The 15,621-nt window shown below is 58.7% G+C and carries 12 protein-coding genes; 5 read left to right on the top strand and 7 right to left on the bottom strand.

Translation table 11 applies throughout. The annotated features are described in order from the left end of the window. Positions 1-5 precede the first annotated feature (5 nt). From glyQ to V6607_RS00045, 4 genes are all read left to right on the top strand, one after another. A complete protein-coding gene (glyQ, locus tag V6607_RS00060) occupies positions 6-959 on the top strand; it encodes a glycine--tRNA ligase subunit alpha (RefSeq protein ID WP_003213601.1) in 954 nt (317 codons plus the stop codon). Then, entirely contained in the window at positions 956-3,010 is a 2,055-nt protein-coding gene (gene glyS / locus V6607_RS00055) for a glycine--tRNA ligase subunit beta (protein WP_003213599.1), read from the top strand. The genes glyQ and glyS overlap by 4 nt, the downstream gene beginning before the upstream one ends. Positions 3,011-3,012: 2 nt before the next feature. Further along, positions 3,013-3,549 (top strand): D-glycero-beta-D-manno-heptose 1,7-bisphosphate 7-phosphatase, encoded by a 537-nt coding sequence (gene gmhB / locus V6607_RS00050; protein ID WP_166742131.1) that lies wholly within the window; start codon positions 3,013-3,015, stop codon positions 3,547-3,549. An 84-nt stretch (positions 3,550-3,633) separates the two neighbouring features. Beyond that, on the top strand, positions 3,634-4,404 hold the full coding sequence (locus V6607_RS00045) for a lysophospholipid acyltransferase family protein (protein ID WP_003213596.1): 771 nt from the start codon (positions 3,634-3,636) through the stop codon (positions 4,402-4,404). A 180-nt stretch (positions 4,405-4,584) separates the two neighbouring features. Here V6607_RS00045 and V6607_RS00040 read toward each other — a convergent pair whose 3' ends face one another. The 3 genes from V6607_RS00040 to V6607_RS00030 form a co-directional block, all read right to left on the bottom strand. Further along, the gene (locus V6607_RS00040) at positions 4,585-6,876 is read right to left on the bottom strand and encodes a CHASE2 domain-containing protein (RefSeq protein WP_134325482.1); all 2,292 of its coding nucleotides are present in this window, start codon (positions 6,874-6,876) and stop codon (positions 4,585-4,587) included. Positions 6,877-6,894: 18 nt separating this feature from the next. Then, entirely contained in the window at positions 6,895-7,890 is a 996-nt protein-coding gene (locus tag V6607_RS00035; RefSeq protein ID WP_256344554.1) for a FecR domain-containing protein, read from the bottom strand. Positions 7,891-8,159: 269 nt separating this feature from the next. After that, positions 8,160-8,411, bottom strand: a complete 252-nt coding sequence (locus tag V6607_RS00030) for a hypothetical protein (RefSeq protein WP_003213590.1) — start codon at positions 8,409-8,411, stop codon at positions 8,160-8,162. Positions 8,412-8,584: 173 nt separating this feature from the next. On the opposite strand from V6607_RS00030, the gene V6607_RS00025 reads away from it, so the two are divergent. Further along, positions 8,585-9,307, top strand: coding sequence for a response regulator transcription factor (locus V6607_RS00025; protein WP_003213588.1), 723 nt, complete (start codon positions 8,585-8,587; stop codon positions 9,305-9,307). 98 nt (positions 9,308-9,405) lie between these two features. Here V6607_RS00025 and gyrB read toward each other — a convergent pair whose 3' ends face one another. The 4 genes from gyrB to dnaA are packed head-to-tail and all read right to left on the bottom strand — an operon-like array spanning position 9,406 to position 15,621. Continuing rightward, entirely contained in the window at positions 9,406-11,829 is a 2,424-nt protein-coding gene (gyrB, locus tag V6607_RS00020) for a DNA topoisomerase (ATP-hydrolyzing) subunit B (protein ID WP_003213587.1), read from the bottom strand. Positions 11,830-11,833: 4 nt separating this feature from the next. After that, positions 11,834-12,937, bottom strand: coding sequence for a DNA replication/repair protein RecF (recF, locus tag V6607_RS00015; RefSeq protein ID WP_003213585.1), 1,104 nt, complete (start codon positions 12,935-12,937; stop codon positions 11,834-11,836). Positions 12,938-12,957: 20 nt separating this feature from the next. After that, the gene (gene dnaN / locus V6607_RS00010; protein ID WP_003213582.1) at positions 12,958-14,061 is read right to left on the bottom strand and encodes a DNA polymerase III subunit beta; all 1,104 of its coding nucleotides are present in this window, start codon (positions 14,059-14,061) and stop codon (positions 12,958-12,960) included. 39 nt (positions 14,062-14,100) lie between these two features. Then, entirely contained in the window at positions 14,101-15,621 is a 1,521-nt protein-coding gene (gene dnaA / locus V6607_RS00005; RefSeq protein ID WP_032868695.1) for a chromosomal replication initiator protein DnaA, read from the bottom strand.

Raw genomic sequence — 15,621 nt, 5'->3', positions numbered from 1 at the left:
ATTTCGTGAGCCAGCCTACGCCAGCCGTGCGTACCTTCCAAGACTTGATCCTCGCCCTCCAGCAATACTGGGCCGAGCAAGGTTGTGTGGTACTTCAGCCCTACGATATGGAAGTAGGCGCCGGCACTTTCCACACCGCTACCTTCCTGCGGGCCATCGGCCCGGAAACCTGGAACGCCGCTTATGTGCAGCCCAGTCGTCGCCCGACTGACGGCCGCTACGGCGAAAACCCGAACCGCCTGCAGCACTACTACCAGTTCCAGGTGGTTCTGAAGCCAAACCCGGACAACTTCCAGGAGCTGTACCTGGGCTCGTTGAAACATGTCGGCCTGGACCCGCTGGTCCACGACATCCGTTTCGTCGAAGACAACTGGGAATCGCCAACCCTGGGCGCCTGGGGCCTGGGCTGGGAAGTCTGGCTCAACGGTATGGAAGTGACGCAGTTCACTTACTTCCAGCAAGCCGGCGGCATCGAGTGCTACCCGGTGACCGGCGAGATCACCTACGGTCTCGAGCGCCTGGCCATGTACCTGCAAGGCGTGGACTCGGTCTACGACCTGGTGTGGGCTGACGGCCCGTTCGGCAAGGTGACCTACGGCGACGTGTTCCACCAGAACGAAGTGGAGCAGTCGACCTACAACTTCGAGCACGCCAACGTCGAGAAGCTGTTCGAACTGTTCGACTTCTATGAAAGCGAAGCCAAGCGCCTGATCGAACTGGATCAGCCGCTGCCGTTGCCAAGCTATGAAATGGTTCTGAAGGCATCCCACACCTTCAACCTGCTGGACGCCCGTCGTGCCATCTCGGTAACTGCGCGCCAGCAATACATCCTGCGTGTACGCACCCTGGCGCGTTCCGTCGCCCAAGCCTACCTGTTGGCTCGCGCCAAGCTGGGCTTCCCGATGGCCACCCCGGACCTGCGTGATGAAGTGTTGGCTAAGCTGGAGGCTGCACAATGAGTGCTCAAGATTTCCTGGTTGAACTGGGCACCGAAGAGCTGCCACCCAAGGCACTGAATACCCTGGCCGACGCATTCCTGGCCGGTATCGAAAAAGGCCTGCAAACCGCTGGCCTGAAGTTCGCCGCAAAAAAAGTCTACGCCGCGCCGCGCCGACTGGCTGTGTTGCTCACCGCACTGGAAACCCAGCAGCCGGACCGCAGCATCAACCTCGACGGCCCGCCACGCCAGGCCGCCTTCGATGCTGAAGGCAACCCGACTCAAGCCGCCCTTGGTTTTGCCAAGAAGTGTGGCGTCGAGCTGAGCGAAATCGACCAGAGCGGCCCGAAGCTGCGTTTCAGCCAGGTCATCACCGGCAAGCCGACCGCCAGCCTGTTGCCGACCATCGTTGAAGACTCGCTGAACGACCTGCCGATTCCCAAGCGCATGCGCTGGGGTGCCCGCAAGGAAGAGTTCGTGCGCCCGACCCAATGGCTGGTGATGCTGCTCGGTGACCAGGTCATCGACTGCACCATCCTCGCCCAGAAGGCCGGCCGTGATTCACGTGGCCACCGCTTCCACCATCCTGAAGCCGTGCGCATCACCGCGCCCGCCAACTACCTCAATGACCTGCGTGCAGCCTATGTGCTGGCGGATGCCAATGAGCGCCGCGAGCTGATCAGCAAGCGTACCGAAGAGCTGGCCCGCCTGCAGGAAGGCACCGCCATCGTGCCGCCAAGCCTGCTGGACGAAGTGACCGCTTTGGTTGAATGGCCAGTGCCGCTGGTGTGCTCGTTCGAGGAACGATTCCTCGACGTGCCGCAGGAAGCGCTGATCACCACCATGCAGGACAACCAGAAGTATTTCTGCCTGCTGGACGTCGACGGCAAGCTGCTGCCGCGCTTCATCACCGTGGCCAACATCGAAAGCAAGGACCCCCAGCAGATCATCGCCGGTAACGAAAAAGTCGTTCGCCCGCGCCTGACTGACGCCGAGTTCTTCTTCAAGCAAGACAAGAAGCAGAAGCTCGAAGACTTCAACCTGCGCCTGCAGAACGTGGTGTTCCAGGAAAAACTCGGCAGCGTCTACGACAAGGCCGTACGGGTTTCCAAGCTGGCGGCCTACATCGCGCCACGCATTGGTGGCGATGCTGCCTGGGCTGCGCGTGCCGGCCTGCTGTCCAAGTGCGACCTGGCCACCGAGATGGTCGGCGAGTTCCCGGAGATGCAAGGTGTTGCCGGTTACTACTACGCCCTGAATGATGGCGAGCCGCAGGATGTCGCCCTCGCGCTGAACGAGCAGTACATGCCGCGCGGTGCTGGCGCCGAGCTGCCGACCACCCTCACCGGTGCGGCCGTGGCCATCGCTGACAAGCTGGATACCCTCGTCGGTATCTTCGGTATCGGCATGTTGCCTACCGGCAGCAAAGACCCGTATGCGCTGCGCCGTGCGGCCCTGGGCGTGCTGCGCATCCTGATCGACAAGAAGCTCGACCTCGACCTGACCCAGGCCGTGGTGTTTGCGGTTGGCCAGTTCGGTGCCAAGGTCAAGCAAGCGGGCCTGGCCGAGCAAGTGCTGGAGTTCGTGTTCGACCGTCTGCGTGCGCGTTACGAAGACGAAGGCGTGGACGTTTCGGTGTACCTGTCGGTACGTGCCCTGCAACCAGGTTCGGCGCTGGACTTCGACCAGCGTGTGCAGGCCGTACAGGCCTTCCGCAAGCTGCCGGAAGCCGGTGCCCTGGCCGCCGTGAACAAGCGTGTGTCGAACCTGCTGAGCAAGGCCGACAACCTCGGTAATGCCGAAGTCGACCCGGGCCTGTTTGCCGATGCCAAGGAGTTCTCGCTGAACTCGGCCATCGCCAAGGCGGAAAACGCAGTGAAGCCGCTGATCGCCGAACGCAACTACGCCGAAGCACTGGCGCGCCTGGCCACCTTGCGTGAGCCGGTGGATGCGTTCTTCGAAGCGGTGATGATCAATGCCGAAGACGCGGGCGTGCGGAAAAACCGCTACGCCATGCTGGCGCGCCTGCGCGGCCTGTTCATCAATATCGCTGACATTTCCGTACTGAGCTGACCATGTTGAAACTGCTGATTCTCGATCGGGACGGAGTGATCAATTACGACTCCGACGCTTACATCAAATCGGTGGCGGAATGGATTCCACTGCCCGGCTCGATCGAGGCCATCGCGCAGTTGAGCAAAGCGGGCTGGACGGTGGCCATCGCCACCAACCAGTCCGGCATCGCCCGCGGCTACTACGACATCGCCACCCTCGACGCCATGCACGCGCGCCTGCGCACGCTGGTGGCCGAGCAGGGCGGTGAAGTAGGGCTGGTGGTGTATTGCCCGCACGGCCCGGATGAAGGCTGCGATTGCCGCAAGCCCAAACCGGGTATGCTTAAAACTATTGCTGAACATTACAACGTGCCGTTGGCTGGGCTATGGTTTGTCGGGGACAGCCTCGGTGACCTGGAAGCCGCCAAAGCCGTCGACTCTCAGCCAGTTTTGGTAAAAACCGGGAAAGGCGAAAAGACCCAGGCTAAAACCCTGCCGGTAGGTACCTTGATTTTTGACGATCTGGCGGCGGTTGCCGCAGAACTTATCAACAACTAGCAGCCCTTCTGACTTCCTGACCAAGGACTGTTCGGGAGCGCGCTTTTAACAGGCGGGCGTTGTCCCGCAACGGTAAATGCCGCCATGTCGATTTTGCAGGCCATCAGAACCTTCTTCTTTTACCTGCTGTTGGGCACCAGCTCTTTTCTCTGGTGCACCCTGAGCTTTTTTATCGCGCCTTTCCTGCCGTTCAAGGCGCGCTATCGTTTCATCAACGTCTTTTGGTGCAACTGCGCGCTGTGGTTGACCAAGGTGTTCCTGAACATTCGTTTCGAGATCAAGGGCGCCGAAAACGTCCCGGACCAGCCTTGTGTGATTCTGTCGAACCACCAGAGCACCTGGGAAACCTTTTTCCTGTCTGCGTATTTCTCGCCCCTGAGCCAGGTGCTCAAGCGTGAGCTGCTGTACGTACCATTCTTCGGCTGGGCCATGGCCATGCTGCGACCGATCGCCATCGACCGCGACAACCCCAAGGCCGCACTCAAGCATGTGGCCAAGAAGGGCGATGAGCTGTTGAAGGATGGGGTTTGGGTGCTGATCTTCCCTGAAGGCACACGCGTGCCCTACGGCACTGTGGGCAAGTTCTCACGTGGCGGTACGGCCCTGGCGGTGAACGCCGGGCTGCCGGTGCTGCCGATTGCCCACAACGCCGGCAAGTTCTGGCCAAAGACCGGCTGGGCCAAGCGTGAAGGCACCATCACTGTAATCATTGGCGAGCCCATGTATGCCGAGGGCGAAGGCCCACGTGCCATTGCAGCGCTGAACGACCGTGCCCAGGCATGGAATGAAGCGCAACAACGGGCCATGGGTTCGTTGCCGCCGGAGCCGGTTGTGGTCGACACGCCGGTGATTTGAGTTTCTGTGGATAACCTGTGTACGGTTTGTTGGCGAATTGCGCTTTTTAGCTTATAGGCTGCTGATTTACTTACATATTTCCCAAGCTCATAAAACAGCGGAAAAGGTGCATAAGTTTTTCCCGCATTAAAAAACCGGTCCTTGAGACCGGTTTTTTATGCACAGGTGAAAAGCCGCGATTCAGTCTCGCCACAATGGCAGCTGAAGCATGAAGGTCGTACCTTTATCCACCTCGCTTTCGCAGCGAATTCTCCCACCGTGACGATCCACGACGGCCTTGACCATGGTCAGCCCCAACCCCAATCCTTCACTGCCCTGAGCCGAGGCGAAGCGCCGGTATTGAGCGAAGAGTTCGGGCAAATCCTGCGGGGAGATTCCTCGCCCCTGGTCGCTGATACGGCACTCCAAAGCGTCTTCATGGCGGGTCAGGCTTAACGTAACGGTGGTGCCCGATGGGCTGTATTTCACCGCATTTTCCAACAGGTTGAACAAGGCGCGGGTCAGCAGCGATTGATCCGCCCACACCATTTCTTCGCCGACTTCATCCAGGTGATGGACCAGGCGAATGCCTTTCAACTGGGCGTGCACTGCGACTTGATCAAATGCGTCGAGTACCAACATGGCGAACAGGCTGGGCTGGAATTGGTAGCCATCGGATTCGGCTTTCGCCAACTGCACGAATGATTCGGTCAGGTTCAGGGCACGGCGGACTTGTTGTTCGATCTGCGCAAATATCGGCGCGGCGGAGTCCTGAACATCCAACAGGGCCAGGATCGCCGAATGCGGCGCACGCAGGTCATGGGACAGAAAGCGCAGCAGGGTCTCCCGTTGCTGCTGGGCATCACGCTCAATGCTCAGGTCTGTGAGGCTCAGCAGCCAGCCCAGGGCCACGTCACCGTCTGCAGGCAGCAGCGGCGCCAGGTCGAGGCGCAGGCTGCGGTCAAGGGTGTCGCGGAACTCGACAATATCCAGCGTCGACAGGGCAGGGCGAACACCGTCCTGCAGCGGTGGATAACCCAATGCGGCGAGCTGATCCAAGAGGTTTTCGGCCACCAGTTCATTGCCGAACACATCGCGGGCAATTCGATTGGCCAGCAGGACGTTGCCCTTGGGGTCGGTAATCAAGGTTGCTACAGGCAAACATTCCAGCCCATCGGCCATGAAGCGACGAGTGTCCCGGGTACGGCTGACCGCTTGTTCGAGGGCGAAGATTCGTCCCTGCAATACATCACCCTGGCTGGCGGGCGCTCGACGGCGCTCCGGGAGCACTTTGGGTTCGTTGTCCAGGCGTGCCAGTTCCCAGCCGAAGTAGGCCAGGATCACGCTCAGGCGCCGCCAGTTCCAGATCAGGTAGCTGAGCAGCATGCCAATCAGACTTGCTGCCGGCGACCACCAATGGCCCAGGCGCAACAGGCCCCATGAACCCAGAAGCGCAGCCACCATGCAACCGAGGGTCAGCCACAGTGCATAACGCGGGCGAAACAGCAGAAGGCCCAACAGCACCGCGACCATCGCGGTGGCCAGTAGCGTCGCCATCCACACGGGCAGATCGACAATACTGCGCCCTTGCAGCAAGCCATTGAGAATATTTGCCTGGATCTCCACGCCCGGGGTGGTGCCGACACTGGCCGAAAGCGGCGTGACATAACGGTCGCCCATGCCCGGTGCCGTAGCGCCAATCAGGATCAAGCGGTCGCGCAGCAACTCGGATGGCACCTCCCCGCGCAAGACACTGATATACGGCACGCTGGGAAAGCCGGCATGACTGGCAATAAAAGGAATTCGAATGGCATTTTCCCGCTGCCAGCTGGAGCTTTCCGACGGACCAGGTGCGCCCGGCATTCCGGATGGCTGGCCGCTCAGTTCAAACGCCAGCCAGGCTAACTGCGGTGTCAAATTACCTGGTGGACCTTCACGCAAATACAGGCTTCGAACGATGCCGTCGCTGTCCGCTTCCACGTTGATATGGCCGACGCTACGGGCGCAATCACGCAAGGGCAACACGGGCAGGATTTGCGCCACAGGCTGGCCGTAGCGCGGCGAGCCTTCACGAATCAAAGGCAACAGGACGTTGCCAGCGTTGCACATAGCCTCGGCCAGGCGCAGGTCATTGGCTGGCTCCCGGGCGGGCTCGCTGAAGATCACATCAAACAGGATGCCGGCAGGCTTGGCGGCGCTCAGCCGATCAAGCAGGTCGGCATGCATACGTCGGGACCACGGCCATTGGCCGAGCTCCTTCAGGCTTCGGTCGTCGATCGTGACCAGCAGGATGCGTGGATCCACCGATAAAGGCGCCAGCCGGCGGAGGCTGTCATACAGCAGGTTATTGAGGGCCAGGCCAGGGCTCAGGGACAGGAAGGCCGTGATGGGTAATAGCAACAGGCTGACCCACAGCCATTCGCGCACCAGGCCATTGAACAGCCGCTGAGCCTGAGTCGGTTGGCGCTTTTCAGCCCTGTGCCACAGCCTCACCGGCTCGCGTCCAGGGCACTACTGCACGCGGTTCGCGGGTGGGTAATAGAAAATGTCATAAACCCCGGTTTCTCCCTCAAGCCCGTGTTCATCATATGCCGACAAGCGAACGTGATAGAACGATGCTTTCAGCCCAGTGAAGCGCATTTGCGGCTTGTCGGAGAAGTTTTCCTGCTTGATGTTCAGAAACTCCTTATCGGTCGCGACCTGGGCCCGGTAGCGCTGGGCCCCGGCCAATGGCCGCAGGAACAGGGTCCAGACAGGCGCATCGCCCTTTTGACCGTCCTGGCCGACCAACCGTGGCGCATCAAGCAGTTCCACGGGTTTGAGTTCGCCTTGTTTCTTGAACGCGAGGCCCTGCCGCGCACCAACCTTTACTTCACCAGAGACTGGACCGGTAATGGGCTTCTTCTTGATAGGGCGCGGGGTCGGTGGAGCGTCATCACGATTGACCGCCACTTGCCCGTTGAGTACTTCCACCAGCGATTGTTCGCCATCGTTACGTACACGGAAATGCGTGCCGCGTACCCCCAGAACGCCCACCGGGGTCATGATCTGGAAACGGTCATAGTCGCTGGCACGCTTGATCACGTAAGCCTCGACCTGACCTTCTTCAAGAATCACCTGGGGAATGGATTGCTCCTCGACCAGATGCAATCGGACCTGGGAGCTGGAGGGCAAGACAATCCGCGAGCCGTCCCCCAGCAACAGGCTGACAAATGCGCCCGATGAGGTTTTTACGCTTTCTTGTTCATCAATGAACATGCCTTCTTCCAGGGCCGTGGACACACCCTTGGCATCCAGTTTCCAGGCTTCGCCCGTGAGGTGCTGCACCACCGCCGGAAGCGGTTGCGCGCGGCACATCCGGTTGTCGTCGATATAGGGTGCACGGGGAGGGGCAGGGCGTGCCAAGGCCGGAAGACTCACTACGCCAAGCGTAACGATCAGGCCCGAACTCAACAGCGTAGAAGCGGCAGAGCGGAATCGGCAGGGGAAAAAGGTCATGGCGCTCATCAAGATTCTAGTTCTAATGGGTCATCAGAAAGCACTTTCAGGCAGCGTCTTGCAGCGGGAAGACCTTGAGTACCGTCTACGATACTCGATGAGGTATCCAGTCGATAGCCGAAATATCTGGGGGCGTGAGATCCATTGCAGAAGATGACACGTCCCTGTGTCGGAGCACTTCCGTCGCTCCAATCCGTGTGTCATCCAGCGAGAGCGAATTTACCTACAACATAGGTGCATCGGACCGATTCGCAACATTTGTTCAGATTTGCGGGTACTTAAAATACCCAACGTTGGGTCTGCTGCTGTTCGCTGAGTTGCTGAAACGGTGAACGGGCGAAGCCCATGCCATTGCCGGGCTCACTCAAAGTCTGCCGTTCCTCGAACGGCATAGGTATCGCCGGCTTATTGGCCCCGACCGTTTCCGTGCCCAGCGTAGCAACCATCACCACCAATACCAGTCTTCCCCATACATCAACCTTCCCCAGAACGGCCATACGTCTCGAAACAGCATAAAACCAGATTGCCATTGATCCTTTTCCTGAAGGTCTCGAGCCGGTATCTTCCCAGCTTGGGTGTTGACGATTTCCAATGGCTTGCGGCCATTTGATATCAGCGTACCGAGAGATTCAGAGGGCCTGAGAATCTGGCCATAATTGTTCAGATTCGATGCCCGCATTCTTCAATAAGAAAGGACCCTGCCATGCGTGTCGCAATATTGGATGACGAACCTGCTGAACTGCGGCGGGTGGAACAGACACTGCGACAAATCCCCAGCGCTGCGGATCAGCCATGGACCCTGCACTGCTTCGAGCGTGGAGAAGACCTGCTGCGACAACTGCGCCGCGAGACCTTCGACTTGCTGATCCTTGACTGGCAACTGCCCGACCTCAGTGGCCTGGCATTGCTGCGCTGGACCCGCGAGCACATGGAAGCGCCGCCAGCCGCCATCATGCTTACCAGCCGCGATGCCGAGAGCGATATCGTCCAGGCGCTGAACAGTGGTGCCGATGATTACGTCAGCAAGCCGTTTCGTCCCAACGAGCTTAAGGCTCGGGTGAATGCCGTTCTGCGTCGCCACGGGTTGCAGAAGTCTGCAGCCAGTGAGGTGCATACCTTCAATGACCTGACCTTTGATGATGCTGAACTCACGGTGAGCAGGGCGGGAAAACCCATCAGCCTGACGGAGCGCGAATACCGCCTGGCGCGGTGCCTGTTTGAGAACCTGGCGCGGCCGCTGTCTCGAGAGTACCTGTATGAACGGTTCTGGACCCATGAGGAGATGGTGTCGTCGCGGCCGCTGGATACGCATATTTATCGGCTGCGGAATAAGCTCGGGCTGACGGCGGATCGGGGTTGGCAGTTGCTGACGATCTATGGGTACGGATATCGGTTGGAGAGTGTGACGGCGGCTTCCGAGGACTGAGATGTTCCACGTGGAGCATTTATAAAATGCTCATATCCAGCCCATAAAAAAGGCCAACGCTAAGCGTTGGCCTTTTTTGTTTTTGCGCTGCAACCTGATCAGAAGTCCAGGTTGGAAACCGCCAGGGCATTGCTCTCGATGAAGTCACGACGAGGCTCGACCGCATCACCCATCAGGGTGTTGAAGATCTGGTCCGCGCCAATGGCGTCTTCGATGGTCACGCGCAGCATGCGACGCTGGGCTGGGTCCATGGTGGTTTCCCACAGCTGATCCGGGTTCATTTCGCCCAGACCTTTGTATCGCTGAATGGTATGGCGCTTGGTGCTTTCCGCCATCAACCAGTCCAGGGCTTCCTTGAACTCTTTGACCGCTTTCTTGCGCTCGCCACGCTGAATGTAAGCACCGTCGTCCAGCAGGGTGCTCAGTTGCGCGCCGAGGGTAACAACCGTCTTGTAGTCGTTGCTGCCGAAGAAGTCGCGGTTGAAGGTGACGTAGTTCGACAGGCCGTGGGAAATCAGTTCGACCTCTGGCAGCCAGACGTTACGTTCACGGTCTTCACGCAGGCTGGCTTTGTAGACCAGGCCGGATTTTTCAACGGTACGCAGGCGGACTTCGTACTGGGCCAACCAAGCCTGCATGTGAGCATGATCACCCAACTGTTCCAGGCTGACGGATGGCAGGTAGATGAAGTGCTCGGTCAGCTCCTGGGGGTACAGGCGCGACAAACGCTTGAGGGTCTTCATCACCATGCGGAAGTCGTTTACCAGGCGCTCCAACGCTTCACCGGAGATGCCCGGGGCTTCGTCGTTCAAGTGCAGGCTCGCATCTTCCAGGGCCGACTGCGTCATGTACTCTTCCATGGCGTCGTCGTCTTTGATGTATTGCTCTTGCTTGCCTTTTTTCACTTTGTACAACGGTGGCTGGGCGATGTAGATGTAGCCACGCTCGATCAACTCCGGCAACTGACGGAAGAAGAACGTCAGCAGCAGGGTGCGGATGTGCGAACCGTCAACGTCAGCATCGGTCATGATGATGATGTTGTGATAGCGCAGCTTGTCGATGTTGTACTCATCGCGGCCGATGCCACAGCCCAGGGCGGTGATCAAGGTGCCGACTTCCTGCGAGGAAATCATCTTGTCGAAACGCGCCTTCTCGACGTTGAGGATCTTACCCTTCAACGGCAGGATGGCCTGGGTGCGACGGTTGCGACCCTGCTTGGCGGAACCGCCAGCAGAGTCACCTTCCACCAGGTACAGTTCGGAGAGGGCAGGGTCTTTCTCCTGGCAGTCAGCCAGTTTGCCCGGCAGGCCGGCGATATCCAGCGCACCTTTACGACGGGTCATCTCACGGGCTTTACGCGCCGCTTCACGAGCCCGTGCTGCGTCGATCATCTTGCCGACAACCAGCTTGGCTTCGTTCGGGTTTTCCAGCAGGAAGTCGGAGAAGTACTTGCCCATTTCCTGTTCGACCGCTGTCTTCACTTCGGAGGACACCAGCTTGTCTTTGGTCTGGGAGCTGAACTTCGGATCCGGAACCTTGACCGAGATAATGGCGGTCAGGCCTTCGCGGGCATCGTCACCGGTGGTGGCGACTTTGTGTTTCTTCGCCAGGCCTTCCGCTTCGATGTAGGTGTTCAGGTTACGCGTCAGTGCAGAACGGAAACCCACCAGGTGAGTACCGCCATCGCGCTGAGGAATGTTGTTGGTGAAGCACAACAGGTTCTCGTTGAAGCTGTCGTTCCACTGCAGGGCGATTTCTACGCCGATGCCGTCTTCACGCTGGATGTTGAAGTGGAACACCTGATTGACCGCGGTCTTGTTGGTGTTCAGGTATTCAACGAACGCACGCAGGCCGCCTTCGTACTTGAACAGCTCTTCCTTGCCGCTGCGTTCGTCCTTGAGGACGATACCCACACCGGAGTTCAGGAAAGACAGTTCACGAATCCGCTTGGCCAGAATGTCCCAGCTGAAGTGGATGTTCTTGAAGGTTTCAGCCGAAGGCTTGAAGTGAATCTGCGTACCAGTGCTTTCGCTGTCACCGACGATTTTCATCGGTTCCTGTGGAACACCATGAACGTAAGTCTGTTCCCAGATCTTGCCGCTACGACGTACAGTCAGGATCAGCTCTTCGGAAAGGGCGTTTACTACCGAAACACCTACACCGTGCAAACCGCCGGATACTTTATAGGAGTTATCGTCGAACTTACCGCCGGCGTGGAGCACGGTCATGATGACCTCTGCCGCCGAAACGCCTTCTTCTTTATGCACATCTACCGGAATGCCGCGACCGTTGTCGCGTACGGTGATGGATTCGTCCGGGTGGATGATGATGCTGATGTCGTCGCAGTGACCGGCCAAAGCTTCGTCGATCGAGTTATCGACCACCTCGAACACCATGTGGTGCAGACCGCTGCCATCATCGGTATCACCGATGTACATACCGGGACGTTTGCGTACGGCATCCAAACCTTTAAGCACTTTAATGCTGGTCGAGTCGTACGTATTCGTATTTTCTTCGCTCATGCCTTCACTCCCGATGGTCGTGGGTCTGGGTGATACGGCCTTGTTCCACGTGGAACAAAGCGACTGGCGTTTCCGTCTGCCAGCCTTCCCTCAATAATTCGTGGTCTACACAGGTGATAAACACCTGGCAGCGTAAGTCTTCCAACAAGCGGCATAACGCGCGGCGGTGCTGCTCGTCCAGTTCGGACGGCAAGTCATCCACCAGATAAATACATTGCCCGCGCCGGGCCTGGCTAACCAGATGCCCCTGGGCGATACGCAAAGCGCAGACCACCAACTTCTGCTGACCGCGGGACAAGATATCCGCAGCATTATGTGCGCCCAATCTAAGGCGCAAATCAGCCCGTTGTGGTCCGGCCTGGGTGTGACCAATTTGCTGATCCCGTTGCAAGGACGTCGCGAGCACTGCACTCAGTTCCCGGTCTTTGTCCCAACCACGGTAGTAGCTCAACGTCAGCCCCTCGAGTTCAAGTAACTCGCTCAAGGTCTGCTCAAAGACTGGTTTCAAGGCTTTGATATAGGCGCGGCGGTATTCATCTATTTCAGCGCTGGCCAGGCACAGTTCCCGGTCCCAAGCAGCTTGCGAAGCGGCGTCAAGTGTACCATGCCGCAGCCATGAGTTCCGCTGCCGCAGGGCCTTCTGCAGGCGCTGCCAAGTGGCCATGAAACGCGGTTCCACGTGGAACACTCCCCAGTCGAGGAATTGCCTGCGGATTTTTGGCGCGCCTTCCAGCAAGCGGAAGCTGTCCGGGTTGATCAGTTGCAGCGGCAGGATTTCTGCCAGCTGCGCAGCACTACGAGCATTCTGCCCATCGATGCGGATTTGAAACTCCCCCTGACGATCACGAGAAATCCCCAGGCTGCTATGACCGCCTTCGGCCAATTCGACTTGGCCAAATACTGTGCACGCCAGTTGTTCGTACTGAATCACCGGTAACAAGCGGGCACTGCGAAAGGAACGAGCGAGCCCCAGCAGGTGAATGGCTTCCAGCACGCTGGTTTTGCCACTGCCGTTGGCGCCGTGGAGGATATTGATGCGGGGGGAGGGGGAGAAGGTCACCGGGTGCAAATTGCGCACCGCGGTGACCGAGACGCGACTGAGGGACATCTAGCTTCTGCTGAACATGATTACAGGCGCATCGGCATGACAACGTAAGCCGAGTCATCGTTGTCGGATTCTTGTACCAGGGCGCTGCTGTTGGAGTCAGACAGAATCAGGCGAACCTGTTCAGTGGTCATCACGCCCAGCACGTCCAGCAGGTAGCTGACGTTGAAGCCGATTTCCAGGTTGCCGCCGTTGTAGTCGACGCCCACTTCTTCTTCCGCTTCTTCCTGCTCAGGGTTATTCGCCTGGATTTTCAGTTGGCCGTTGGCCAATTGCAGGCGGATACCACGGTATTTCTCGTTGGAAAGAATGGCGGTACGGCTGAACGCTTCACGCAGGGCCTGACGATCACCAATCACCAGCTTGTCGCCGCCTTTAGGCAGAACGCGCTCGTAATCCGGGAACTTGCCGTCAACCAGCTTGGAAGTGAAGGTGAACTCGCCAGTGGTCGCGCGGATGTGGTGCTGGCCCAGCACGATACTGACATTGCCATCCGGCTCAGTCAGCAGGCGCGCGAGTTCCAGAATACCTTTACGCGGCACGATCACCTGGTGGCGATCCGGCTGACCGATATCGGCTTTCATCGAGCACATGGCCAGTCGGTGACCGTCGGTGGCTACGGCGCGGATGATGCCTTCGGAGACTTCCAGCAGCATGCCGTTAAGGTAATAACGCACGTCCTGCTGGGCCATGGCGAAACTGGTGCGCTCGATCAAACGGCGCAGTCGGCTTTGTTCCAGGCTGCAGGTCAGCGAGCCTGGGCCTTCTTCCACGGTCGGGAAGTCGTTGGCCGGCAAGGTCGACAGGGTGAAACGGCTGCGACCGGCCTTGACCACCAGCTTTTGCTCATCAACCTTGATGTCAATCAGCGCGTCGTTGGGCAGGCTCTTGCAGATGTCCATCAGCTTGCGCGCCGGCACGGTGATCTCGCCGGGTTCGGCGGGCTCTTCGAGCTGGACGCGACCGACCAGCTCGACTTCCAGGTCGGTACCGGTCAAGGACAATTGCTGGCCTTCGACAACCAGCAATACGTTGGAAAGCACCGGCAAGGTCTGTCGGCGCTCGACGACGCCTGCGACCAGTTGCAGGGGTTTCAACAGGGCTTCGCGTTGAATGGTGAAATGCATGGTCTAGTCCCTTGCCTTAATAAGCTGCGCTGGTGTTCATCAAGTAGTCAGTGTACGCAGCAGGTTCTTGTAGTCCTCGCGAATATCCGCGTCGGATTCCTTAAGTTCGTTGATCTTGCGGCACGCGTGCAAGACCGTGGTGTGGTCGCGACCGCCAAACACATCACCAATTTCCGGCAGGCTGTGGTTGGTCAGCTCTTTGGAGAGCGCCATCGCTACCTGGCGGGGACGTGCTACCGAGCGCGAACGGCGCTTGGACAGCAGGTCGGAAATCTTGATCTTGTAATACTCGGCCACGGTGCGCTGGATGTTATCCACACTCACCAGCTTGTCTTGCAACGCCAGCAGGTCTTTCAGGGATTCGCGAATCAGCTCGATGGTGATGTCACGACCCATGAAGTGCGAGTGAGCGATGACCCGCTTGAGTGCGCCTTCCAGTTCACGCACGTTGGAGCGAATGCGCTGGGCGATAAAGAACGCGGCGTCGTGCGGCAGGTCGACTTTGGCCTGGTCGGCCTTTTTCATCAGGATCGCGACGCGGGTTTCAAGCTCCGGCGGTTCTACCGCTACGGTCAGGCCCCAGCCGAAGCGCGACTTCAGGCGCTCTTCCAGGCCTTCGATTTCCTTCGGATAACGGTCACTGGTCAGGATGACCTGTTGGCCACCTTCGAGCAACGCGTTGAACGTATGGAAAAACTCTTCCTGGGAACGTTCCTTGCGGGCGAAGAATTGAATGTCATCGATCAGCAAGGCATCAACGGAACGGTAGAACCGCTTGAACTCGTTGATGGCGTTGAGCTGCAACGCCTTGACCATATCGGCCACGAAGCGCTCCGAATGCAGGTACACGACCTTGGCATTCGGGTTCTTCTTTAATAGGTGGTTACCCACGGCGTGCATCAAGTGAGTTTTACCCAAGCCAACGCCACCATAAAGGAAGAGCGGGTTGTAACCGTGCTTGGGATTGTCGGCGACCTGCCAGGCAGCCGCGCGGGCCAGCTGGTTGGATTTACCTTCGACAAAGTTCTCAAAGGTGAACGTGCGGTTCAGATAGCTGGTGTGCTTGAGCGCACCCTCTACCTGGACGGTGCGCTGTTCGGCACGAACCGGGGCCTGTTGTGAGCTGGCGCCGGCCATTGGGTCAAAGCTGTCGCGGGACGGCTCTTCATTTATAGGCGCGTTTTTCTGCGACGAGGATTTCGAAGGCGTCTGGGCGACCGGGGCTGGCGAGTTATTAACAGGTGCCGCAGCGGCCTGAGCCTGGGAGGCACTGGCTGCCAACGGTGCATTCGGCGCAGCACGAGGTGCCGAGCTACGTTTGCTGCCTATTAATAAGGAGAGCACCGGAGCAAGCCCGTTGCCGTGTTCGTCGAGCAATTCGAGAACGCGGCTCAGGTATTTCTCGTTGACCCAGTCGAGAACAAAACGATTGGGTGCGTAGACACGCAACTCGTCGCCTTCGGCTTCGACCTGTAGCGGACGGATCCAGGTGTTGAATTGCTGGGCAGGCAGCTCATCGCGCAAAAGCTCCACGCACTGCTGCCAAAGTTCCACTGACAC

It is taken from the genome of Pseudomonas sp. KK18, assembly GCF_037094675.1.
Taxonomy (GTDB): domain Bacteria; phylum Pseudomonadota; class Gammaproteobacteria; order Pseudomonadales; family Pseudomonadaceae; genus Aquipseudomonas.
Note: the sequence above shows the minus strand (reverse complement) of the source record. Positions and strands in the feature narration are given on the sequence as shown.

What these genes read in the sequence shown, in the direction of transcription:
- V6607_RS00035 (WP_256344554.1), bottom strand. Translation starts at nt 7,890, where the DNA reads ATGAGCGCCATGACCTTTTTCCCCTGCCGATTCCGCTCTGCCGCTTCT.
- gmhB (WP_166742131.1), top strand. Translation starts at nt 3,013, where the DNA reads ATGTTGAAACTGCTGATTCTCGATCGGGACGGAGTGATCAATTACGAC.
- V6607_RS00025 (WP_003213588.1), top strand. Translation starts at nt 8,585, where the DNA reads ATGCGTGTCGCAATATTGGATGACGAACCTGCTGAACTGCGGCGGGTG.
- recF (WP_003213585.1), bottom strand. Translation starts at nt 12,937, where the DNA reads ATGTCCCTCAGTCGCGTCTCGGTCACCGCGGTGCGCAATTTGCACCCG.
- glyS (WP_003213599.1), top strand. Translation starts at nt 956, where the DNA reads ATGAGTGCTCAAGATTTCCTGGTTGAACTGGGCACCGAAGAGCTGCCA.
- V6607_RS00030 (WP_003213590.1), bottom strand. Translation starts at nt 8,411, where the DNA reads ATGGCAATCTGGTTTTATGCTGTTTCGAGACGTATGGCCGTTCTGGGG.
- dnaN (WP_003213582.1), bottom strand. Translation starts at nt 14,061, where the DNA reads ATGCATTTCACCATTCAACGCGAAGCCCTGTTGAAACCCCTGCAACTG.
- V6607_RS00045 (WP_003213596.1), top strand. Translation starts at nt 3,634, where the DNA reads ATGTCGATTTTGCAGGCCATCAGAACCTTCTTCTTTTACCTGCTGTTG.
- gyrB (WP_003213587.1), bottom strand. Translation starts at nt 11,829, where the DNA reads ATGAGCGAAGAAAATACGAATACGTACGACTCGACCAGCATTAAAGTG.